This window comes from Mycobacterium sp. IS-3022 (assembly GCF_001500065.1).
Classification (GTDB): Bacteria; Actinomycetota; Actinomycetes; order Mycobacteriales; family Mycobacteriaceae; genus Mycobacterium.
Genome location: NZ_LQIN01000034.1, coordinates 208,740 through 229,304, shown reverse-complemented (window position 1 = coordinate 229,304; position 20,565 = coordinate 208,740). Strand labels below are relative to the sequence as shown.

Sequence of the window (20,565 nt, the reverse complement as noted above, 5' to 3'; positions counted from 1 at the left end):
AAAGAGGCCGCTCGCGGTTGGTGAGAGGTCGCTCACATCCACTTGGTACAAAGTGCAGAATTTGTAACACTGTGCCAATGACCGAGTTGGTGGAAAAAGACGACAGCGTGGACGACGCCCTGCCGCTGGGGCCGCAGTCGCTGGTGTGGCGCTACTTCGGGGACAACCGGATGTACCTGATCGGGCCACGGCCTGCGGTGCTGCAGAACATGCTCGCCGAACTCGGCCAGGGCGTGCTCGACCACTCGGTGTTCTTCGACGACACCGCCGCCCGGGTGAAGCGCTCCCTGCCGCCGATCTTCAACACCGTCTACGGCTCCGACGACGATCATCCCGGCACCCAGGTGCGCGACTTCCACACCGAGATCAAAGGTGAAATGCCGGACGGCAAGCGCTATCACGCGTTAGACCCGGACACCTACTTCTGGGCGCACGCGACGTTCGTCGATCAGGTGCTGTACTTCGCCGACACCTTCGTCAAGCGGTTGAGCCGTGAGGACAAGGAACAGATCTACCTCGAGTCGAAGACGTGGTACCGCCGCTATGGCGTGAGCGACCGGCCGATGCCTGCCACCTACGACGAATTCGAGCGCTACTGGGACCGCATGCTCGACGAGATCGTCGTCGCTCACCGGACCGCACGGTACGGAGTCGGCTACGTGACGAAGGGTTTGCCCTGCCCGAAAGGCGTTCCGCGGTGGGCGTGGCGGCTGATCGCCCCGGTGTTCAACCCGTTGGCGGCGTTCCTGACCACCGGCGGTCTGCCGCCACGCGCCCGCGCGCTGCTCGAGCTGCCGTGGAGTGACCGCCAGGAGCGGCGGTACCAGCGCTTCGCCGCGGTGTGTCGGTCGCGGCCGGTCAACTCGGTGTGGGACCGTCTGCCAATGTCTGTGCGCTACAACGGCTATGCGCAAAAGGGCTATGCCCGGGCGTGAGCCCGCGACGGGCCCTGATTCGTCGCCCGCGACGGGCCCTGATTCGTCGCCCACGACGGGGCCTGATTCGTCGCCCACGACGGGGCCTGATTCGTCGCCCACGACGGAAGCCATCCTCGACGCCGCCGTCATCGAGTTCGAGCGGCACGGCGTGCGCCGGGTCGCACTCGATGATGTCGCCCGTCGCGCCGGGGTCAGCCGCACCACCATCTACCGGCGATTCGCCAACCGCAACGAACTCGTCGCCGCAGTGATCGAGCGCGAGAACATCGCGCTGTTCGCCGACATCGCCGACGAGGTCAAACGAGTTGGGCCGCAGTCGAATCACTACGTCGAGGCATTCACGCTCTCGATCCTGAAGTTCCGCCGCCACCGGGTGCTGTACCGAATGCTGACCGATGAGCCGGCACTGCTGCTCGAGCTCACGCGTACGCATTACGGGGCGGCGATCGCCCGGATGGCCGCGGCGTTGCGGACCATCTTCGGAGCCGGGTTCACCGAGCGGATCGGCGAGCAGGCGATCGAGGAGCTGGCCGACATCACCTTGCGGTACGCGGCGATGGTGCTGCTGCTGCCCAGTACCCAGCCGCTGGAGTCCGCCGACGACATCCGCACCTTCGCCCGCCGGCACTTCCTGCCGAGCCTGCCGCCGGCGCTGCGCACCGCGCCGACTGGTTAGCCCGCCTCTGTTTGGTGGATCACACGTTCGGGCAGATATATGCCATGAGCACCGACGACAAGCAGCAGGATGACGATCGGCTCACCGACGAACAGCGGAAAGCCGAACCGGAAACCGACGAACACCACCAGGTCACCAGCGAGCAGGAGACACCGCCGCCGACCGAGAAGCCCGACGTCACCGACGAGCATCGTGAGAAGGCCAAAGAGATGTACAAGGCCTACGAGGAGGACCGGCCGACCACCAAGATGCCGGGCAGCGGCGGGGCGGTCGCGGGTACCGCCGTCAACGACTGGCTCGACGACGAGGGCAACCCGAAATTCAGCGAGGAATCCGCAGGCGGCCAAGGCGCCGAGAGCACCGGTAACTGACTCTGCGTCGGGACCACCATCTCGTAGAGGTGGAACTCGGTGTCTCGGTCGACCCGTAGCGCTGCCTACGCTAGGCAACCGTGACCACTCTCGAACAGATCGCGCCCGTCTTCGTCGAGATGGCGCATTCGATCGTGTGGGCCTCGGTGGCCACCGTCGACGCCAACGGTCGTCCCCGCACCCGCATCCTGCACCCGATATGGGAGTGGGACGGCACCGACCTGCTCGGCTGGATCGCCACCGTGCCGACCCCCATCAAGAAGGACCATCTCGCCGTGCACCCCGAGGTTTCGGTGAGCTACTGGAGCACCAACCACGACACCTGCAGCGCCGAGTGCCTGGTCGAGTGGTACGTCGACGACGAGACGCGGACCGCGGTGTGGGACAAGTTCGCGAACGGTCCCGAGCCGGTGGGCTACGACCCGAGGATCGTCCCGATGTGGCAGGACGGGCCGACCTCCGACGAGTTCGCGGCGCTGCGGTTGACCCCCTACCGCATCAGGGTGATGCCCGGCACCGTGATGACGAAAGGCGAAGGGGCACCGCTGACCTGGTCCTCGACATGACCAGCACGATCGACGCCCGGGCGTTGCCGCTGGTGCCGAAGAACCCACTGCCGGTCTGGCAGCTGCTGAAACTTGTGCGCAGGCTCGACACCGGACAGGAAGTGATTCGTGCCGCCGGCGGTCCCCTCACGCGCATCCAGTTCGCACCGAGGAAGTTGTATCCGCCGATCGTTGCGGTGATGTCGCCGAACGGGATGCGCGACGTGCTGGGACGCTCCGATGCCTCCTCAGACCGGTGCATCTATCACGACGAGGTCCGCAACATGGCGGGCGACAGCCTGTTCGTGCTGCCCAACGACCTGTGGCGCCCGCGCAAACGTGCGCTGCAGCCGGTGTTCACCAAGCAGAACGTCCGCAACTTCGGTGGCCATATGTCCGGGGCGGCACAGGCTTTCGTCGACCGCTGGCCCGACGGCGGCGACGTGGACCTCGACGTCGAGTGCCGTCGGGTGGCCATGCAGTCGTTGGGCCGGTCGGTGCTGGGCGTAGACCTCAACGAGCGCGCCGACACCATCGCCCGGTGTATGCACGTCGCGTCGTCCTACACCGCGGACCGTGCGCTGCGTCCGGTGCGCGCACCACGTTGGCTGCCGACGCCGGCGCGCCGGCGGACCCGCAGGGCGGTCGCCGAGATGAAGGACATCACCGACGAGATGGTGCGTGCGTGTCGCACCGACCCGACGCGCGACGCCCCGCTCGTGCGGGCGTTGATGGCTGCGAGAGATCCGGAGACCGGCCTGCCGATCTCCGATGACGACATCTCGAACGACCTGCTGATCTTCATGCTCGCCGGACACGACACCACGTCGACCGCGTTGACGTACTCGCTGTGGGTGCTCGGACATCATCCCGACATCCAGGCCCGCGTCGCCGCGGAAGCCGCCGCCATCGGTGATCGGCCGCTGACCCCCGAGGATGTCCCCCGACTCGGCTACACCGTGCAGGTGCTCCACGAAGCGCTGCGGTTGTGCCCCCCGGCCGCGGGCGTGGCCCGGCAGGCGACCCGTGACATCGTGGTCGACGGCTACCGTGTCGAAGCTGGGACGCTGGTGGCCCTGGGACTGTATGGGCTGCACCACGATCCGGCGTTGTGGCCCGATCCGATGACGTTCGACCCCGAGCGGTTCAGTCCCGAGAACGTCAAGAACCGCAACCGCTGGCAGTTTCTGCCGTTCCTCGCCGGCGGCCGTCCCTGCATCGGCGAGCATTTCGCGCGACTGGAGACGACGCTGGCGCTGGCCACGATCGTACGCGCGATGGAGATCCGCTCGGTCGATGGCACTTTCGAGTGCGAGGTGCCGTTCACCACCGTCGCGAAGGGACCGATCCGGGCCCGTGTGCGCCCGCGCGACTGACGTCGCACAGTGCAGTCGAGGCGTGTCGGTCGGCACCGGAGAGGGGGAGGCGCTCTGGCTGTGCGGCGCTACTGAGTTGTTCCCGACGGTGCCAATCGACGGCGGCAGCAGCGGCGAAGGCGACTTCCTCATCGGTGCCGATCTCGGCCAACGCCGTGGCAAGCTCATCGAATCCGTTGATGGAGCTTTCGTAGGCGATTCGGTGCGCCAGGTTCCGAACCCACCGGCGGGCGCGCATCCTCTGGCCGAACGACAACCGACGCACGTCGCAGACCACCAGGACCCGGCGTGCGCCCCGGGTGGCGACCGCCGCGAGCCCCAACTGGCTGCAGTCGCTCTCACACGCCCGCAGACGCCTGCGCGGCGGCCGGGAATGGCCGTCACCGAACAGCGATTCGACGGCGTCCGCATCGAGGATGAGGATCGCTGCCTCGAGCGGCTCGTCGTCGGACCCCGCCGCCGAGGCTGGCCAGGCGACAGTGCCAGTCCAGCGCGAAGCCGTCGGCCGTCCGCACGGTGGGCGGCCGTGGCACACCGCAATTCCGTGACTTCGGTATGCCGCAGCAATCGCTTCCGCAACGCCCGGAAGCCGGCCGTAAATCGTCACCGGCGCATCGCCGGATACCTGAACCGCCAACACAACCTCACTACTCGTGTGAAGCGCTCACCTAGACGCCGCCGGTCTCCTGGTTTATTTCTCGCTCGTACTCGGAAATCAGCCGCAACGCAAGCGAAATGGCGTCCCGACGGCCCGCAGCGTCGTCTTCGGCGCCCGGCACGGCATCCCGTGACAGTCTCGCGGCTATCGTGCCGAGGGCCACGCCGGCGCGTACGCGTTCCCGGTCTCGCCGACGCCCGCGGGTATGCGATGACTTCGCGAAACTCCCTGACGCCAAGGCGATCTCGTCGAGCACACAGATACGTGCGAATCGAATGCCCGCCGTGTAGCCGTTGTGGTATGCGGTGCTTCGATCCGCCGGCGGTGGCGCATCGGCCAAGTCGTCCAGCAGTCGCACCAGCACCCTCGTGCCCGCCGCACCGGAAGGTCTGCCGGTCTTCGTGGACTCCGCCTTCGTCGCCGCCGCGGGCGCGCCCCGACGCCCCGCCCCCGTGTCTGCGTGGTCAACGCTCGTCGCGGTCATCCGCACGCCAATATCTGATCGTCTTCAAAAGACACTGTGTCATCCTTCGAATCCCACACTTCTGAATGGTCGATTTCTCGACCCGTAACGTGCTTTTTCCGTCTTTTCACAATTTCGCGCACGCGCCTTTTCCACTTCAGCAGTTTGTTGGGCAGGTGTCGTGAAAATTGCGGATCGCAAAAAATGCGAATGCCGCGGCCGGATCACAGAAACTGCGATACCGCAGTCGAAGCGGTCCGCTCGGTTTACTAGCGGCTTGCCCGCTTGCGGCGCGCAATCGTCTCCTCGGCGGTCTTTTCCCGCTTGGCCGCGCGGCGTTCCTTGAGAGTCATCGACGGCTTTTTGAGTTCCTTACTTTGAGACTTACCAGCCACAACTTCTCCTTTCGCTGGCACCCCGCATCAATGCGCGACCATACCCGAGAAAAAAATAAAGGCCAGTCGCCGTGCAATTGGGCCAGAAAAGGGACCGGACCGCCGCCCCGGCGGCGGCGACAGCCGCGCGTCTTCTCAGACGTAGCGGTTGCGGCCCGCCACCATCCCGGCACCGATCTGGATCACGTAGACGGCCAGCACCAACGCCCATGGCACGGTCCAACCGCCCGTCGCGTCGTGCAGCAGGCCGAACAGAAAGGGACCGATCCCGGCCAGCAGATACCCGATGCCCTGCGCCATGCCGGACAACCGGGCGGTATCTGCCGAGTTTCGCGCCCGTAGCGCGATGATGGTCAACGCAAGTGAGAAGGCGCCCAACCCAATTCCGAACAGGGCACTCCACAACAGGGGAGCGGCCGCCGGTGCCAGCATCAGGCCCAGCACGCCGGTCAGCCCCGTCACGCCCAGGGCGAGGACCCACGGACCCTGACTCGTCGCGCGGGCCGCCAGCGGCGAGCCGAACAGCGCGATCGGCACGCCGATGAGTGACACCAGCCCGCTGAGCAGGCCGGCCTGCGTCGGCGTCAGGCCACTGTCGATCAGAACTTCGGGCAGCCACCCCATCGCGATGTACGCCAGGCAGGCCTGACAACCGAAGAACAACGTCACCATCCAGGCCAGGCCGCTGCGCATCATCGGGCGGTCTCGTGGTTCGACGGTGGCGCCGAGGTCGGTCCTACCGAGATCCCTGCCGCCGAGCAGCCAGGCGGCCAACGCCAGCGCCGCGAGCAACGCCCAGCCGCCCAGCGCCTGCCGCCACCCGCCGAACACCTGCTCGAGCATCGGCGTGACCGCCGCGCCCAGCGCGCCGCCGCCTTGCAGCGCGGCGGTGTAGATACCGGTCATCACGCCGATCTGGGCCGGGAAGGCGTCCTTGATGACCACCGGGATCAGCACGTTGATGAGCGCGATGCCCGCCGTGGCGACGAGCGTCCCGCCGATCACCACGAACGCCCCGTCGAGCGGGCGAACGACGAGCCCGACAACCAGCGTCGCCATCGCGCCGGCGATTCCGGGCCCCAGACCGAACCGGCGGGCCAGCGCCGGCGCGGCCAGTCCTGCACCCGCGAAGCACAGCCCGGGCAGCGTGGTCAGCACGCCTGCCCAGGTGGCCGAGGCGTCCAGCGAGGTGCGCATCGGTCCCAGCAACGGCCCGATGCTGGTGATCGCCGGCCGCAGGTTGAGTGCGGTGAGAACGACCGCAACGACGAGCAGGAACCGACCGGCCAGCAGCGGGGGCCGGTCTATCTCGTTGCGGCAAGGGGCGTCGGCGTCCTGCCTGATCTTGTCGACGGCGCCGCCGAGCCCGGTGGAAGTCACATGTTGTAGAGTCTCATACATCCGATGATCGGATGAAATGGAGAATGTGTGACGCTCGCTACCACCCGCAGGACCGGCCTGGTCGATCAGGCCATTGAGCAACTGCGTGCCTCCGTGGAGTCGGGCGCATGGCCGGTGAACTCCCGCATCCCCGCCGAGCCGGAACTCGCGGGAGCGCTCGGCGTGGGGCGCAACACCGTGCGGGAGGCGGTTCGGGCGTTGGCGCACAGCGGCTTGCTGGAGGTCCGCCAAGGTGACGGGACGTACGTCCGGGCGACCAGTGAGGTATCGGGCGCTCTACGCCGACTCTGTGGAACCGAGTTGCGCGAAGTGCTACAGGTGAGGCGCTGTCTTGAAGTGGAGGGGGCGCGGCTGGCCGCCCGGGCCCGAACCGCGGCGGACGTCGACGACTTGCGGGCCCTGCTGAAACGTCGGGACCAGATTTCCCCGTCCGAGGAGCCCGAGGCCTTCGCCCGTGCGGACACCGAGTTCCACGTCGCCGTGGTGCGCAGTTCCCACAATGTCGTGCTGATCGAGCTGTATCGCGGGCTCACCGACGTGGTCATGGCCAGTGTCGCGACCGCAGCCGAGGAACCGGCCACGGCCGTGATTGATCACGGCCGCCTGGTCGAGGCAATCGCGGCGGGCGACGTCGAATCCGCCGGGCTCGAAGCCGGCGGGTTCATCGACGAGATCTTGAGCGAGTTCCGGCTGTCGGACGAGGCGTCGACGTAGTCGAGCTACACCCGCGTCAGCAGCACGGCCTGTTCGAAGGGCAGTCGGGCGAAGATGGGCCGCCAGAAACCCGTCACCGACGGCGCCGCCTCGGCCTTGGGCATCACGCGTGGCGCGCGCAGCTCGAAGGTCTTGCCGTAGCGCTTCATCCGCGCGCCGCCGGCGGCGGTGACGTTCTTCAGCCAGTCGCGGTCGGGTCCGTACGTGAGCAGGATGGCCACGCCATCCTCCGTGGGAAAGACCGTCAACGGGGTGCGATACGGCGTGCCCGATCTGCGGCCGACGTGTTCGAGGATGCCGAAGGTCGGCGCCCAGCCGGCCCACAGCCGCTGGATCGGATTGGTCACATGCCGGTTGAACCGGGCCAGCCATTGCGGCAGCTGCATACGGCCATCAAACTCGACGCCATGGCCTACCTCAAGCCTCCGTGGTTCGTGCGCAAGATCTTCAACAAGATCGCGATGGCGACCGGAGTCGGCAACAGCCAGACACTGACCGTGACCAAGCGCGTCAGCAAGCAGCCGCAACAGATCCCCGTGGTGGTCCCCGAGGTCGACGGCGTCAAGTATCTGGTCTCCACCCGAGGCGAGGCCGAGTGGGTGAAGAACGTCCGCGCCGATCCCCACGTCAAGCTCGGCGACGTGGCGTATGTTGCCACGGAGGTGCCGGTCGACAAGCGCGGGCCGATCATCGCCGCCTACCGGCCGCTCGCGGGCAAGGTCGTCGAGGCCTACTGGAAGCAGCTGCCGTCTGATGTCGATCACCCCACCTTCGCGCTCACTCCCGGTTGAGCCACTACACCCTGTAGTTGACGGTTTCGAGCCTGCTGGGACACTGGTGGCCATGTCGAGCACCGACGTCTCCGCGAAGCTCTTCGCCGACGCGTGCGCCCTCATCCCCGGCGGGGTCAACTCCCCGGTGCGGGCGTTCACCGCGGTCGGCGGCACCCCCCGGTTCATCACCTCGGCCAGTGGCTGCTGGCTGACCGACGCCGACGGCAACCGCTACGTCGACCTGGTCTGCTCGTGGGGGCCGATGATCCTCGGCCATGCGCATCCGGATGTGGTCGCGGCGGTGCAGCGAGTGGTGTCCGACGGCTTGTCGTTCGGCGCCCCCACCCCCTCGGAGTCGGAACTGGCCGCCGAGATCATCGGCCGGGTCGCACCGGTCGAGCGGCTGCGGCTGGTGAACTCCGGCACCGAGTCCACGATGAGCGCGATCCGGTTGGCCCGCGGCTACACGGGCCGGGCCAAGATCGTGAAGTTCTCCGGCTGCTACCACGGCCACAGCGACGCGCTGTTGGCCGACGCGGGCTCCGGCGTCGCCACGCTCGGGCTGCCGTCGTCGCCGGGGGTGACGGGCGCCGCGGCCGCCGACACGATCGTGCTGCCGTACAACAACGTCGCGGCGGTGGAGGAGATCTTCGCCCGCTTCGGCGACGAGATCGCGTGCGTGATCACCGAGGCCAGCCCCGGCAACATGGGCACCGTCCCGCCGCTGCCCGGCTTCAACGCCGCGCTGCGCCGGATCACCGCCGAACATGGCGCCTTGCTGATCGTCGACGAGGTCATGACGGGGTTCCGCGTCAGCCGGTCGGGCTGGTACGGCGTCGATCCCGTCGACGCCGACCTGTTCACCTTCGGCAAGGTGATGAGCGGCGGACTGCCGGCGGCCGCGTTCGGTGGCCGAGCCGAGGTGATGGATCGGCTGGCCCCACTGGGGCCGGTGTATCAGGCGGGCACCCTGTCGGGAAACCCGGTCGCGATGGCGGCGGGCCTGGCCACGCTGCGCGCCGCCGACGACGCCACCTACGCCCAACTCGACGCCAACGCCGACCGCCTGACCGAGCTGCTGAGCCGCGCCTTGACCGAAGCCGGCGTGGCGCACCGGGTTCCCCGCGCCGGCAACATGTTCAGCGTCTTCTTCACCGACGCGGCGGTGACCGACTTCGCATCGGCGCGGGCCTCCGAGACATGGCGCTTCCCGGCGTTCTTCCACGCGCTGCTCGATGCCGGCGTGTACCCGCCGCCGAGTGCGTTCGAGACTTGGTTCGTCTCAACGGCTTTGGACGACGACGCGTTCGACCGGATCGCCGCAGCCCTGCCGGGCGCCGCGCGAGCCGCGGCGGAAGCCGAGAGACCGGCATGACGAGCACCGAGGACGTGAAGACCGTGGTGCACGTGATGCGGCACGGCGAGGTGCACAACCCCGACAAGATCCTGTACGGCCGCCTGCCGGACTATCACCTCTCCGAGCGGGGCCGGGCGCAGGCGCAGGCGGTCGCCGACTGGCTGTCGTCGCGCGACATCGTGTATGTGGTGGCCTCGCCGTTGGAGCGGGCACAGGAGACCGCGGGTCCCATCGCGGCGGGCCTGGGGTTGTCGGTCGACACCGACGACGGATTGATCGAGTCGCTGAACATCTTTCAGGGACAACGGGTCTCGCCGGGCGACGGTGCGCTGCGCGACCCCCGCAACTGGTGGCATCTGCGCAACCCGCGGACGCCTTCCTGGGGAGAGCCGTACAGCGAGATCGCCGAGCGGATGACCGCCGCGGTGCATCGCGCCAGGGCCAAGGCGGCGGGCCACGAGGCGGTGTGCGTGAGCCACCAACTGCCCGTCGAGACGTTGCGCCGGTCGATGACCGGTCATGCGCTGCACCACTTTCCGACCCGACGGCTGTGCAACCTGGCTTCGCTCACCTCGTTCTACTTTCACGGCGACGCCTACGTCGGCTGGAGCTACGCGGAGTTGGCCGGGCAGTGAAGCTGCGGTTGCTTCTGGCGTGCGTGGCGATCGTCGCGCTCGCTGGCTGCTCCACCGGCGACGACGCGGTCGCGCAGGGCGGCACCTTCGAGTTCGTCGCGCCCGGCGGGCAGACCGACATCTTCTACGATCCGCCGCAGGACCGCGGCCGGCCCGGCCCGCTGAGCGGTCCGGATCTGATGGACCCTTCGAGAACCATTTCCCTCGACGACTTCGCGGGCAAGGTCGTGGTGCTCAACGTGTGGGGACAGTGGTGCGGACCGTGCCGTACCGAAATCACCCAACTGCAGCAGGTTTACGACAAGACGCGGCACCTCGGTGTGGCATTTCTCGGCATCGACGTCCGCGACAGCAACCGTCAGGCCGCGGTCGACTTCATCGTCGACCGGAAGATCACCTTCCCCTCGATCTACGACCCCGCGATGCGGACCATGATCGCGTTCGGCGGCCGGTACCCGACGACGGTCATCCCGTCGACTGTGGTGCTCGACCGGGAGCACCGCGTCGCGGCGGTGTTCCTGCGCGAACTTCTCGCCGAGGATCTGCAGCCGGTCGTGGAACGCCTTGCAGGCGAAAAGGACGGGGCGGCGGAGCACAAAGAGGCCGGCACATGAGCCTCGAGGGGGTCGACCAGTTGATCGCGGGCGGCCCGGTGCTGCTGGCGCTTCTGGTCAGCGCGCTGGCCGGGCTGGTGTCGTTCGCCTCGCCGTGCGTGGTGCCGCTGGTGCCGGGCTACCTGTCGTATCTGGCCGCGGTGGTGGGCGTTTCCGACGATGCGCCCGGCGATTTGTGGAGTGTTAGCGGCGGTGAGCGCCGTTCCCGTTCCACAAATCGCACTGCTGCTTCGGCGAAGGCGACGCGGCTGCGCGTGGCGGGTGCGGCCGCGTTGTTCGTCGCCGGTTTCACGGTCGTGTTCGTGCTGGGCACGGTCGCGGTCCTCGGGATGACCACGTCACTGATCACCAATCAGCTTCTGCTGCAGCGCATCGGCGGCGTGGTGACCATCGTGATGGGGCTGGTGTTCGTCGGGTTCATCCCGGTCCTGCAGCGCGAGGCGCGGTTCACCCCGCGGCAGATCTCCACGCTCGGCGGCGCCCCGCTGCTGGGCGCGGTGTTCGCGCTCGGGTGGACACCATGCCTCGGCCCGACGCTGACCGGGGTGATCGCGGTGGCCTCGGCGACCGACGGGAGCAACGTCGCCCGCGGCGTCGCGCTCGTCATCGCCTACTGCCTGGGCCTGGGAATACCGTTCGTGCTGTTGGCATTCGGGTCGGCGCGCGCCGTGCAGGGGCTGGCGTGGCTGCGACAGCACACCCGCACCATCCAGATCGTCGGCGGGGTATTGCTGATCCTGGTCGGGGCCGCTCTGGTGACCGGTGTGTGGAGCGACTTCGTGTCCTGGGTGCGCGACGCGTTCGTCAGTGACGTGACGCTGCCGATATGAGCACCACCCCGGCGCGACCAGACGCAAATTGCCCGAAAAACCCGCGAAAACTGGGCAATTTGCGACTGTTCGCGCGCAGAAGTGCCGCGCTGATACGCAACACGTGGCGCACGCTGACGTCGATGGGTACCGCGCTGGTGCTGCTGTTCCTGCTGGCGCTCGCAGCGATCCCCGGCGCGCTGTTGCCCCAGCGCAGCCTCAACGAGTCCAAGGTCCACGAGTACATCGCCGAACACCCGACGATCGGGCCGTGGCTGGACCGCTTGCAGGCCTTCGACGTGTTCTCCAGCTTCTGGTTCACCGCGATCTACGTCCTGCTGTTCATCTCGCTAGTCGGCTGCCTGACCCCGCGGTTGATCGAACACTTCCGCAGCATGCGGGCGACCCCCGTGGCCGCGCCGCGGAACCTGAGCCGGCTGCCCAAACACCACAGCATCGAGACGGCGGCCGAGCCCGAAGCCCTCGCCGCGACGGTGACTTCGCGACTGCGCGGATGGCGCACCGCCGTTCGGCGCAACGACGAAATCACGGAAATCTCAGCGGAGAAGGGTTATCTGCGGGAGTTCGGCAACATCGTCTTCCACTTCTCGCTGCTCGGGCTGCTCGTGGCGGTCGCGGCGGGCAAGTTGTTCGGCTATGAGGGCAACGTCATCGTGATCGCCGACGGCGGCCCGGGATTCTGCTCGGCCTCGCCCGCGGCGTTCGACTCGTTTCGCGCGGGCAACACCGTCGACGGCACCTCGCTGAACCCGATCTGTCTACGTGTCAACGACTTCCAAGCCGACTATCTGCCGACGGGGCAGGCGACGTCGTTCGCCGCCGACATCGAGTACCAAGCGGGCGCCGACCTCCGATCCGGCACCTGGCGGCCCTACCACCTGAAGGTCAACCATCCGCTGCGGGTCGGCGGCGACCGGATCTATCTGCAGGGCCACGGTTACGCACCGACATTCACCGTGACGTTCCCCGACGGGCAGACGCGCACCCAAACGCTGCAGTGGCGCCCGGATGACCAGATGACGTTGCTGTCTTCGGGCGTGCACCGGTTCGATCCGCCCGGCGGCACCTACCCCGACGCCGACGAACGCCGCGACAACCAGCTCGCGATCATGGGGTTGTTCGCGCCGACCGAACAGCTGCACGGCACGCTGCTGTCCTCGAGCTTCCCCGCGCTCAACGATCCCGCCGTCGCCGTCGACATCTACCGCGGCGACACCGGCCTTGACACGGGTCGGCCGCAGTCGCTGTTCACCCTCGACCCGCGGCTCATCGAACAGGGCCGGCTGACCAAGAAGGCGCGGGTCAACCTGGGGGCGGGGGAGTCGACGCGCCTCGACGACGGCACCGTGGTGCGGTTCGACGGCGCCGTGCCGTTCATCAACGTGCAGGTCTCCCACGACCCGGCCCAGGTGTGGGTGCTGGTGTTCGCGCTGACGATGATGGCCGGCCTGCTGGTGTCGCTGGTGGTGCGCCGACGCCGCGTCTGGATTCGGATCAACCCCGCAGGTCCGGGTACGGTAACCGTCGAGCTGGGCGGGCTGGCGCGTACCGACAACTCCGGCTGGGGTGACGAGTTCGAGCGGCTGACACAGCGCCTCCTTCCCGATGCGACGTCGGCGCAGCCCGCAGGAGAGAAGGTCACATGAATTCCGAGCAGATCGACATCGGCTTGGCGCGGTATTCGGACTGGGCGTTCACCTCATCGGTGCTTGTCCTGGTGGGCGCGCTGCTGTTGCTGGCGATCGAGCTGGCGTACACCCGCAGCCGCAAGGCCGAGACCCGCGAGCTGGTCGGAGTGGGCGCCGACAGCGGCGCACCGGGCCTCGTCGCCGACACCCCCAAGCGCCCGGTCGACGAGCGCATCGGGGGCGCCGGCCTGGCGCTGACCTATGTCGGGATCGGCCTGCTGCTGGGCTGCATCGTGCTGCGCGGCCTGGCCACCTCGCGGGTGCCGTGGGGCAACATGTACGAGTTCATCAACCTGACCTGCTTCTGCGGCCTGGTTGCCGCGGCGGTGGTGTTGCGGCGCCCGCAGTACCGGTCGCTGTGGGTGTTCGTGCTCGTTCCGGTACTGATCCTGCTGACGGTCTCCGGTCGCTGGCTGTACACCAACGCCGCGCCGGTGATGCCCGCCCTGCAGTCGTACTGGCTGCCCATCCACGTCTCGGTGGTGAGTTTGGGCTCGGGGGTGTTCCTGGTCGCCGGTGTGGCCAGCATCCTGTTCCTGATGAAGATGTCGCGGTTCGGCGACCCCGGAGCGGACGGCGTGCTCGCCCGCGTCGTGCACCGCCTGCCCGATCCGCAGACCCTCGACCGCATCGCCTATCGCACCACGATCTTCGCCTTCCCGGTGTTCGGCTTCGGCGTCATCTTCGGGGCGATCTGGGCCGAAGAGGCGTGGGGCCGCTACTGGGGGTGGGATCCCAAGGAGACGGTGTCGTTCATCGCGTGGGTGGTCTACGCCGCCTATCTGCACGCCCGCTCCACCGCGGGCTGGCGCGACAAGAGGGCCGCCTGGATCAACGTCGTCGGCTTCGTCGCGATGGTGTTCAATCTGTTCTTCATCAACCTGGTGACCGTGGGCCTGCACTCCTACGCCGGAGTGGGCTGAGGGCCGTCGTATCACCATTTCGCTAAGATCGGCCACGTCAGCCTGCGAAGCCATGGGGGACCGTCAGCGTGTCTGAACATCCGGCGCACCGCGCTCAGGATCGTCCCGGCGAGGATGCGGCTTCCCCTTCGGTGATTCCCGAAAATGCTTATGCGCCAGGCGGTTTCCGTGCGCAGAGCCGGTTCAGCGATCCCGCCGCCGAACCGCCGCCGGAGTGGACGGCGCCGACACCGCCCAACGGTCTGCCGGTCAGTTCGCCGCCGCCGCAGGTCCCAGAGCACGACCCGGCGCCGTATCTCGACCTGTCGACGGTCGCCTTGCTCGGCCAACCCAAGCGCGCCCCTTCCGAGGGCTGGCGCAAGTGGCTGTACTTCGCGTCGTTCAAGTTGATCAACCTGGGCGACGGACCGAAGGCCGTTCGCCGTCGCACGCTCACCGCGCAGATTCAGCGGCCGCTGCGGGGCTGCCACCGCATCGCGGTGCTGTCGCTGAAGGGCGGCGTCGGCAAGACCACGATCACCGCGACGCTCGGCGCGACGCTCGCCTCGATCCGCGGTGACCGCGTGATAGCCGTCGACGCCAACCCCGACCGCGGCACGCTCAGCGAGAAGGTGCCGCTCGAGACGCCGGCCACCGTGCGTCACCTGTTGCGCGACGCCGAAGGCATCCAGGCCTACAGCGACGTCCGCAGCTACACCTCACAGAGCCCGAGCCGACTCGAGGTGCTCGCCTCCGAGAGCGACCCCGCGGTGTCGGAGGCCTTCAGCTCCGAGGACTACACCCGCACCCTCGAAGTCCTCGAACGGTTCTACAGCCTGGTGCTCACCGACTGCGGCACCGGGCTGATGCACTCGGCCATGGCGGCGGTGCTCGCCAAGGCCGACACCCTGGTCGTGATCAGTTCGGGCTCGGTCGACGGGGCCCGCAGCGCCTCGGCGACGCTGGACTGGCTGGACGCCCACGGCCACCAGGACATGGTGCGCAACTCGATCGCGGTGATCAACGCGGTGCGACCACGGTCGGGGAAGGTCGACATGCGCAAGGTCGTCGACCACTTCAACCGGCGTTGCCGCGCGGTGCTCGAGGTGCCGTTCGACCCGCACCTGGAGGAAGGCGCCGAGATCAGCCTCGACCGGCTGAAACCGGAGACCAGACAAGCGTTGCTCGAACTCGCCGCCGCCGTCGCGGCCGGGTTCCCCGGCGCCCAACGCTGACCTCGCGGGTCAGGGGCGCGGGTTGTCCTCCTGGCCGAGCCGACGCAGAAACTCTGGATCGTCGTCGGGCCCGATCACGCGGGTCCGCGGACGGCTCGAAGAGACTCGCATCAGCCGCCAGGCGACATACATCAGCACGCCCAGCACGAGAATCAGGAGCAGGTACGCCACGGGAACAAAACCTCCTTTCTTCGAATATACGCGCCGTCGGTAGGCTCGGTTCGTGTCTGACGGTCGTCCCGGAACGCGGCTCGTGCTCGATGTGCTGGCTTATGTGCTGGCGCGTCTGCTGCTCGTGGCGGCGCTGGCGGCGGTGATCTTCGGCGCGGGCCATCTGCTCGGTCTTCGCGAGTTCCCGCTCGTCGTCGCGCTGCTTTTCGCGCTGGTGATCGCTCTTCCGCTGGGCATCTGGCTGTTCGCCCCGCTCCGCCGCCGTGCCACCGCGAGCATCGCCGCGTTCGACGAAGGTCGACGCCGGGACCGGGCGCAGCTGCAGGCCCGGTTGCGTGGCGAAGAGCCGCCGTCCACGCCCTGACGGCCGCCGCGGCGCGAAGCGTTCGAGGTCGAATTGACCGGTGCCACAGACTATCCGCGCATTTTCTGCCGTCCGCTTCGCGGGGCGGATTGCGCATCCGCGTCTCGCCCGGTAAGTACACGGGCATGACCTCGCCCAAAGCCCTGTATGCACGGTGGATAGACGAGTTGTGGTCGGGAGAACCCGTCGCGGCCGAGTTGGTCACCGACGACTTCGTCGGCCATTGGCCGCAACGTGTGGTGCGGGGTCCGGCGGAACTGCAGGCAGTCGTCGGGGAGACCCATCAGATGCTCGACGACCTGAAGTTCGTGATCGAGGTGGAGCCGTTCGTCGAGGGGGACATGCTCGCGGCCAGGTGGATCGGCACGGGCGCGACCGAGGACGGACCGAAGCGGTTCACCGGAAACGACATCCTGCGGATCGCGGACGGACGGTTCGCCGAGTACTGGACGGGCACCTCCACCGGCTAACCGGCCGCGTCCTGAAGCACCTGCTGCAGTTTGTCGAGCGGGTCCCCGGCGGCGGGATCCAGCCTCAAGGCGTCGCGAGGCAGATCGGGTTCGGGCAACACCGGTACGGGCGGCGGCGCCGCGGGCGGTGGGGCGGGGGCCGGCGCAGGCGGCGGAACAGGCGGCGGAGCGGTCAGACCGGCCATCTTGGCGATCAGCCTCGGTGCCGCGTCGTTGCGGACGGCCCTGCGCTCGGGATCGGGATCGGAGTTGGCCTCGAAGCAGCGCGCCGGCGCGTTCTCGACGACGCCCAACGCGCTGCGGTACCTCTCCCGCGCCGCGTCGGGCCGGTTCTCCCAGGCGTCCACATCGCCTTGGCGCTCGCGGACGAGTTCCAGGTTGATCAGGACTGGACACGACTGTTCACGCGGCGTCCGGCTGAGCGCGTCCGAGAAGTGTGCGTCGGCGTCGTCGAGACGGCCGTCGAGCACCGCGAGCGCACCGGCCGCGAACGGCGCCCGCGCCGGTTCGACGACGTTGAGCACACCCATCACCGCGACATCGGCGCGCAGCGCATCGGCGTCGCGCTGCGCGAAGTTCGAGACCGCCGATTCGCCGGCCACCACCGCCGAGATCAACTTCAAGGCAACGGCCATCACCGCGACCGCCGGGGGAGCCGAGAACAGCAGCAGCCGGCGCCGCAGCCGCAACCGCGACGGACGGGGACTGTGCGCGCGCATCAGACGTCCTCATCCCGGCGGGCCGCGCGGCTGGTCCGAAACTCGCGCAGCGTGAGGTAGATCTCGAACAGCAACAGCACGGCCGCGACCATGGTGAACACCCAATACAGATCCGTGCGGTCGGGTGCGGCGCCGGTGGACTGCGCCGGCGACACACCGCTCACGTCCGGTGCCGCGTCGGTGACGGGACGGGCGGCGTCGCGCGCTACGAACGGCACGCCGAGCTGATCGGCGATCCGTCGAAGGCCCGGCTCGTTTGGCGTGGCCCCGTAACCGAACACCGCCCCGCCGTCCACCGAGCCGGGCACCGGGTCGAACTCGCCCTGCGGCACCCGCGACAACGGTGCGCCCGACCCGAAGTAGAAGACCAGGTTCTGCGCATCCGGGTCGCGTTGGCCGGCTGCGATCAACTGGTAGCGAAGGACATTCGCGGCGGCCGCCGCGTTCACCTCGGCGGCGGTGCCCTCCGGGTAGGGACGCACACCCGCGACGACCGGCTTGAGGCTCCAGTTGTCCTCGGACAGCGGCCATTCCAGCGACGAGCGGGACGCGAACGTGATCAGCGCGAACCGGGCCCGCGGGTAACGGTCGATGAGCGCGGTGACGTCGTCGCGGATGCCGGCCATCCGAGCCTGCCCGGCGAGGTGATCGGTGATGGCCGAGTCGGCGGAGCGGTCGACGATCAGGAACACGTTGGCCGTCGCGTCATCGCCCGAGGCGGTCTCCACCGAGGCCTGTGAGCCCCCGCCGATCGCCGGCCTTGCCGCGGCGATCAACATCAGCACCACCGCCAGCGTCAGCGCCGACCATCGCCACACCGTGGTCCATCGCTGCCGCGCGGTGCGCGCCAACTGCCACATGGTGATGAGCCGGAGCACGACCACGGCCGCGGCGATCGCGATCAGAAGCACCGGAGGTACGACGGGGGAGAACGTCATCGCCGCAACACCGCCAGGGACAGGCACAACAGCGCCGACACCGCGACCGCGACCGCCAACGGGACGGTCGGGGTGTCTCCGCGGAACCCGGTGAGGATGGCCGACCGGTCGACATCCGGCGGGTGTGCGCGGATTCCGTCCAACTGAGCCGCCAGGTCGGCCCCGATGGGCGCGTACCGCCCGTAGGTGGCCTCCACGACGGACCGCAGGGGGCCCGGCGACGACACCAGCGCATTGACCTGGACGCCGCGCTCACGCGCCATCTCGGTGACCTGCTGCTCGCTGAACAAGGAGGGGCGCGGCTCGTCCGCGGCGCGCAACTGGCCGGGGCCGAGGTAGATCAGCGAGCGCCGGCGTTCGTCGGGCGGTTCGTCGGCCGGGAATCCGGCCAGGCACAGCGCGAGGATGTCGGTGACGCTCGGCGCGTAGTCCACATACGTGACGGGTGCGGCGAACGACGCGAGCGCGTTGCGCTTCGCCGACAGCTGAGCGGGTGAGAGCGCGGTGTCGGCCGGAAGGTCTGCCAGACCCGCTGCCTCACCGAGCTTTTCGACCGCGAACGGATGATCTCGGGTCAGCGGGATCACTCGGCGGTTGGCGGAGGTCAATCCGATGCGCTGAGTGCCGTACGCCCTGGCCTGCTCGGCGAAGTGGGACAGGAACTCGCCGGTGGTCGGCTCGGTGGCCGGTTGGCCGACGCACAGCATGATGTCCTCGGGTACGTCGGACGTCTGCATCGACCACCACAAGCCGCTGGGACGGGCGCTGGCCAGTGCCGCGGCCCCGAACAACAGCACCAGCAAGGCGATCGTGACGATCAACGACACGGTCCGGGCACGCGCCACCCGCGCATACTCCGGCAGTCGGGTCAACCGCGCCGTGTTCGCCAGCGGTCGCAACTGTCGCTGCGAGGACTTCGTCGGCACCAACACCGCCAGCGCGACAGCGCCTGCAAGGCAAACGAATCCGAGGACCGCGACCGGCCACCAGGTCAGGGCCACGAGCGGATCAGCTCCTCGACCGCGACGCCGGTCTCACCGACGCGCACCGGTGACGCGGCGTTGAACTGCGCGTCGTCGAGCGCGGTGAGCATCGGCGCGGCGGGCGCCAACTCACCGGACGCGACATCGTCGAGGTGCATGTACTGCGCCCGGACACCCGTCGCCTGGTTGAGGAAACTGCGCAGGGTGCGGCTCATCGCGGCACCGGCCTCAGCGGCGGTGAGCTCACCATCGCGGTGCCGGCCGGCGATACGCCGCACCGCTCGCGTGAAACGGCGGCGCAGCAGCTTGCCGTGCAGCGAACGCACCGCAGGTATGCGGCGCAGTCGTCGCGACGGCAGCGTCCACACGAAAACGCCGACGTACCAGGCGATCACGAGGAGGGTCAGCAGCACGCCGAGCCACAGCCACGCCGGCGAGTACGGTATCGGCCCGCCGACGAACCGCAACAGGTCATCCGGCACGGGCGAACACCCCGGTCAACTCGACGAGCCGGGCGCGGATCTGGCTGCTGGCGGCGATTCTGGTGTGCGGAACCGCGCGCGTGGTCATGAACTCGTCGAGTCGGTGCGCCCGCATCTGCTCGGCGCGACGATAGGCGGCCAGCACCCGCGGGCCCAGCGTGGCGGTGTCGAGGACGAAACGCCCTGTCGAGACGTCGAAACCAGCGCGATCGTCGGCGGTGGTGCCGACGGCGGGCATGTCGGTCACCGTCGCCCACATGACATCGTGGCGGGCGGTCAAGCGCGTGACGGCGTCGCTGAGCCGTTCGTCGACCTCCGGTTCGTCAGAAACCACGACGATCAGCATCGGATGCCGGTAATGCGTTGCGACGTAATTCAGTTGACATACGATGTCGCTGCGGCCGGCTGCGTTCGCCGTGTGACCGTAGAACCGGTGCAGCAGGCTCTCGATGTGTGTCTCGCCGCGGCGTTGGCGGATGTTGACACAGCCGCGCGCGTCACCGAACACCATGCCGATCTGATCGGAGCGGCCGAGCGTGATGAGCCCGAATGCGCCGATGATGTTCACGGCCACATCGCGTTTGAGTTCGCCGCTCGGTGTCAGCGCGGTCATGTTGCGGCCCGCATCGGCGACGATCAGCACCTTGTGGTGTTTTTCGGACACGAAGCGCTTGATCAGCACGTGGCCGGACCGGGCCGAGGCCTTCCAGTCGATATCGCGGACGTCGTCGCCGGGCACGTAGGGCCGCAGATCGTCGAATTCCAGGCTGCGGGTGTGCACGAGCGCGTAGCGGCCGCCTTCGAGCATCCCGCGGGTGTCGGTGCCGAAGTGCGTCCTCGCCGTGGTGAGGTGTTTGCCCATGGCGG

27 protein-coding genes are annotated in these 20,565 nt (G+C 68.3%); 16 read left to right on the top strand and 11 right to left on the bottom strand.

The features are described from left to right. Positions 1-77 precede the first annotated feature (77 nt). The 5 genes from AU188_RS18320 to AU188_RS18300 all read left to right on the top strand — a co-directional run bounded on the left by AU188_RS18320 (position 78) and on the right by AU188_RS18300 (position 3,906). Positions 78-935: an oxygenase MpaB family protein gene (locus tag AU188_RS18320; RefSeq protein WP_059164957.1), complete on the top strand. Its 858-nt coding sequence runs from the start codon at positions 78-80 to the stop codon at positions 933-935. After that, on the top strand, positions 922-1,614 hold the full coding sequence (locus AU188_RS18315) for a TetR/AcrR family transcriptional regulator (RefSeq protein ID WP_082686684.1): 693 nt from the start codon (positions 922-924) through the stop codon (positions 1,612-1,614). Before AU188_RS18320 ends, AU188_RS18315 begins: the two co-directional genes overlap by 14 nt. Positions 1,615-1,658: 44 nt before the next feature. After that, a complete protein-coding gene (locus AU188_RS18310) occupies positions 1,659-1,985 on the top strand; it encodes a hypothetical protein (protein WP_059165031.1) in 327 nt (108 codons plus the stop codon). Between the two features lie 80 nt (positions 1,986-2,065). Next, the gene (locus AU188_RS18305; RefSeq protein WP_059164958.1) at positions 2,066-2,551 is read left to right on the top strand and encodes a pyridoxamine 5'-phosphate oxidase family protein; all 486 of its coding nucleotides are present in this window, start codon (positions 2,066-2,068) and stop codon (positions 2,549-2,551) included. Beyond that, positions 2,548-3,906: a cytochrome P450 gene (locus tag AU188_RS18300; protein ID WP_059164959.1), complete on the top strand. Its 1,359-nt coding sequence runs from the start codon at positions 2,548-2,550 to the stop codon at positions 3,904-3,906. The genes AU188_RS18305 and AU188_RS18300 overlap by 4 nt, the downstream gene beginning before the upstream one ends. Here AU188_RS18300 and AU188_RS18295 read toward each other — a convergent pair. The 4 genes from AU188_RS18295 to AU188_RS18285 all read right to left on the bottom strand — a co-directional run bounded on the left by AU188_RS18295 (position 3,854) and on the right by AU188_RS18285 (position 6,766). After that, positions 3,854-4,513: a hypothetical protein gene (locus AU188_RS18295; RefSeq protein WP_156426737.1), complete on the bottom strand. Its 660-nt coding sequence runs from the start codon at positions 4,511-4,513 to the stop codon at positions 3,854-3,856. The two genes, AU188_RS18300 and AU188_RS18295, sit on opposite strands and share 53 nt — an antisense overlap. Positions 4,514-4,574: 61 nt before the next feature. Then, positions 4,575-5,048 (bottom strand): hypothetical protein, encoded by a 474-nt coding sequence (locus AU188_RS18290; protein ID WP_059164961.1) that lies wholly within the window; start codon positions 5,046-5,048, stop codon positions 4,575-4,577. 248 nt (positions 5,049-5,296) lie between these two features. Beyond that, the gene (locus AU188_RS25840; protein ID WP_286137541.1) at positions 5,297-5,422 is read right to left on the bottom strand and encodes a hypothetical protein; all 126 of its coding nucleotides are present in this window, start codon (positions 5,420-5,422) and stop codon (positions 5,297-5,299) included. A 135-nt stretch (positions 5,423-5,557) separates the two neighbouring features. Continuing rightward, a complete protein-coding gene (locus tag AU188_RS18285) occupies positions 5,558-6,766 on the bottom strand; it encodes a CynX/NimT family MFS transporter (protein WP_502687623.1) in 1,209 nt (402 codons plus the stop codon). 84 nt (positions 6,767-6,850) lie between these two features. Here AU188_RS18285 and AU188_RS18280 point away from each other — a divergent pair, with 84 nt between their 5' ends. Then, positions 6,851-7,537: a FadR/GntR family transcriptional regulator gene (locus tag AU188_RS18280; protein WP_059164962.1), complete on the top strand. Its 687-nt coding sequence runs from the start codon at positions 6,851-6,853 to the stop codon at positions 7,535-7,537. 5 nt (positions 7,538-7,542) lie between these two features. Here the strand turns inward: AU188_RS18280 and AU188_RS18275 are convergent, their stop codons facing one another. Continuing rightward, the gene (locus AU188_RS18275; RefSeq protein ID WP_059164963.1) at positions 7,543-7,923 is read right to left on the bottom strand and encodes a nitroreductase family deazaflavin-dependent oxidoreductase; all 381 of its coding nucleotides are present in this window, start codon (positions 7,921-7,923) and stop codon (positions 7,543-7,545) included. Between the two features lie 21 nt (positions 7,924-7,944). Here AU188_RS18275 and AU188_RS18270 point away from each other — a divergent pair, with 21 nt between their 5' ends. From AU188_RS18270 to AU188_RS18235, 8 genes are all read left to right on the top strand, one after another. After that, on the top strand, positions 7,945-8,328 hold the full coding sequence (locus AU188_RS18270; RefSeq protein ID WP_059164964.1) for a nitroreductase/quinone reductase family protein: 384 nt from the start codon (positions 7,945-7,947) through the stop codon (positions 8,326-8,328). Positions 8,329-8,380: 52 nt separating this feature from the next. Beyond that, complete coding sequence (gene hemL / locus AU188_RS18265) at positions 8,381-9,685, top strand: glutamate-1-semialdehyde 2,1-aminomutase (RefSeq protein WP_059164965.1); 1,305 nt, start codon at positions 8,381-8,383, stop codon at positions 9,683-9,685. After that, positions 9,682-10,302 carry a histidine phosphatase family protein gene (locus AU188_RS18260; protein ID WP_059164966.1) on the top strand — a complete coding sequence of 207 codons (621 nt, stop codon included), beginning with the start codon at positions 9,682-9,684 and terminating at the stop codon, positions 10,300-10,302. The genes hemL and AU188_RS18260 overlap by 4 nt, the downstream gene beginning before the upstream one ends. Further along, positions 10,299-10,916: a TlpA disulfide reductase family protein gene (locus tag AU188_RS18255; protein WP_156426738.1), complete on the top strand. Its 618-nt coding sequence runs from the start codon at positions 10,299-10,301 to the stop codon at positions 10,914-10,916. Before AU188_RS18260 ends, AU188_RS18255 begins: the two co-directional genes overlap by 4 nt. Continuing rightward, positions 10,913-11,746, top strand: coding sequence for a cytochrome c biogenesis CcdA family protein (locus tag AU188_RS18250; protein WP_059164967.1), 834 nt, complete (start codon positions 10,913-10,915; stop codon positions 11,744-11,746). Before AU188_RS18255 ends, AU188_RS18250 begins: the two co-directional genes overlap by 4 nt. A 122-nt stretch (positions 11,747-11,868) precedes the next feature. Continuing rightward, positions 11,869-13,392 carry a cytochrome c biogenesis protein ResB gene (gene resB / locus AU188_RS18245; RefSeq protein ID WP_286137552.1) on the top strand — a complete coding sequence of 508 codons (1,524 nt, stop codon included), beginning with the start codon at positions 11,869-11,871 and terminating at the stop codon, positions 13,390-13,392. Beyond that, entirely contained in the window at positions 13,389-14,357 is a 969-nt protein-coding gene (gene ccsB / locus AU188_RS18240) for a c-type cytochrome biogenesis protein CcsB (protein ID WP_059164969.1), read from the top strand. Before resB ends, ccsB begins: the two co-directional genes overlap by 4 nt. 68 nt (positions 14,358-14,425) lie before the next feature. Then, the gene (locus AU188_RS18235; RefSeq protein ID WP_082686687.1) at positions 14,426-15,571 is read left to right on the top strand and encodes a MinD/ParA family ATP-binding protein; all 1,146 of its coding nucleotides are present in this window, start codon (positions 14,426-14,428) and stop codon (positions 15,569-15,571) included. Positions 15,572-15,580: 9 nt separating this feature from the next. On the opposite strand, the gene AU188_RS25570 is transcribed toward AU188_RS18235, so the two are convergent. After that, positions 15,581-15,742, bottom strand: coding sequence for a hypothetical protein (locus AU188_RS25570; protein ID WP_172799537.1), 162 nt, complete (start codon positions 15,740-15,742; stop codon positions 15,581-15,583). A 52-nt stretch (positions 15,743-15,794) separates the two neighbouring features. Between AU188_RS25570 and AU188_RS18230 the strand changes: the two genes are divergently transcribed. Further along, a complete protein-coding gene (locus AU188_RS18230) occupies positions 15,795-16,106 on the top strand; it encodes a DUF4229 domain-containing protein (RefSeq protein ID WP_059164970.1) in 312 nt (103 codons plus the stop codon). 125 nt (positions 16,107-16,231) lie between these two features. Beyond that, the gene (locus AU188_RS18225) at positions 16,232-16,576 is read left to right on the top strand and encodes an ester cyclase (protein ID WP_059165035.1); all 345 of its coding nucleotides are present in this window, start codon (positions 16,232-16,234) and stop codon (positions 16,574-16,576) included. Here AU188_RS18225 and AU188_RS18220 read toward each other — a convergent pair. The 5 genes from AU188_RS18220 to AU188_RS18200 are packed head-to-tail and all read right to left on the bottom strand — an operon-like array spanning position 16,573 to position 20,560. After that, positions 16,573-17,295, bottom strand: a complete 723-nt coding sequence (locus AU188_RS18220) for a hypothetical protein (protein ID WP_059164971.1) — start codon at positions 17,293-17,295, stop codon at positions 16,573-16,575. The genes AU188_RS18225 and AU188_RS18220 overlap by 4 nt on opposite strands. After that, complete coding sequence (locus tag AU188_RS18215; RefSeq protein WP_059164972.1) at positions 17,295-18,233, bottom strand: vWA domain-containing protein; 939 nt, start codon at positions 18,231-18,233, stop codon at positions 17,295-17,297. Before AU188_RS18215 ends, AU188_RS18220 begins: the two co-directional genes overlap by 1 nt. Continuing rightward, the gene (locus tag AU188_RS18210) at positions 18,230-19,234 is read right to left on the bottom strand and encodes a hypothetical protein (RefSeq protein ID WP_059164973.1); all 1,005 of its coding nucleotides are present in this window, start codon (positions 19,232-19,234) and stop codon (positions 18,230-18,232) included. Before AU188_RS18210 ends, AU188_RS18215 begins: the two co-directional genes overlap by 4 nt. Then, entirely contained in the window at positions 19,225-19,698 is a 474-nt protein-coding gene (locus tag AU188_RS18205; RefSeq protein ID WP_059164974.1) for a hypothetical protein, read from the bottom strand. Before AU188_RS18205 ends, AU188_RS18210 begins: the two co-directional genes overlap by 10 nt. Then, positions 19,688-20,560: a DUF58 domain-containing protein gene (locus AU188_RS18200; protein ID WP_059164975.1), complete on the bottom strand. Its 873-nt coding sequence runs from the start codon at positions 20,558-20,560 to the stop codon at positions 19,688-19,690. Before AU188_RS18200 ends, AU188_RS18205 begins: the two co-directional genes overlap by 11 nt. Positions 20,561-20,565 lie beyond the last annotated feature (5 nt).

Bases quoted from the DNA above. Each gene is read 5' to 3' on its own strand.
- AU188_RS18320 (WP_059164957.1), top strand. From the start codon at position 78: ATGACCGAGTTGGTGGAAAAAGACGACAGCGTGGACGACGCCCTGCCG.
- AU188_RS18315 (WP_082686684.1), top strand. From the start codon at position 922: ATGCCCGGGCGTGAGCCCGCGACGGGCCCTGATTCGTCGCCCGCGACG.
- AU188_RS18310 (WP_059165031.1), top strand. From the start codon at position 1,659: ATGAGCACCGACGACAAGCAGCAGGATGACGATCGGCTCACCGACGAA.
- AU188_RS18300 (WP_059164959.1), top strand. From the start codon at position 2,548: ATGACCAGCACGATCGACGCCCGGGCGTTGCCGCTGGTGCCGAAGAAC.
- AU188_RS18290 (WP_059164961.1), bottom strand. From the start codon at position 5,048: ATGACCGCGACGAGCGTTGACCACGCAGACACGGGGGCGGGGCGTCGG.
- AU188_RS18275 (WP_059164963.1), bottom strand. From the start codon at position 7,923: ATGCAGCTGCCGCAATGGCTGGCCCGGTTCAACCGGCATGTGACCAAT.
- AU188_RS18270 (WP_059164964.1), top strand. From the start codon at position 7,945: ATGGCCTACCTCAAGCCTCCGTGGTTCGTGCGCAAGATCTTCAACAAG.
- hemL (WP_059164965.1), top strand. From the start codon at position 8,381: ATGTCGAGCACCGACGTCTCCGCGAAGCTCTTCGCCGACGCGTGCGCC.
- AU188_RS18260 (WP_059164966.1), top strand. From the start codon at position 9,682: ATGACGAGCACCGAGGACGTGAAGACCGTGGTGCACGTGATGCGGCAC.
- AU188_RS18250 (WP_059164967.1), top strand. From the start codon at position 10,913: ATGAGCCTCGAGGGGGTCGACCAGTTGATCGCGGGCGGCCCGGTGCTG.
- resB (WP_286137552.1), top strand. From the start codon at position 11,869: ATGGGTACCGCGCTGGTGCTGCTGTTCCTGCTGGCGCTCGCAGCGATC.
- ccsB (WP_059164969.1), top strand. From the start codon at position 13,389: ATGAATTCCGAGCAGATCGACATCGGCTTGGCGCGGTATTCGGACTGG.
- AU188_RS18225 (WP_059165035.1), top strand. From the start codon at position 16,232: ATGACCTCGCCCAAAGCCCTGTATGCACGGTGGATAGACGAGTTGTGG.
- AU188_RS18220 (WP_059164971.1), bottom strand. From the start codon at position 17,295: ATGCGCGCGCACAGTCCCCGTCCGTCGCGGTTGCGGCTGCGGCGCCGG.
- AU188_RS18215 (WP_059164972.1), bottom strand. From the start codon at position 18,233: ATGACGTTCTCCCCCGTCGTACCTCCGGTGCTTCTGATCGCGATCGCC.
- AU188_RS18200 (WP_059164975.1), bottom strand. From the start codon at position 20,560: ATGGGCAAACACCTCACCACGGCGAGGACGCACTTCGGCACCGACACC.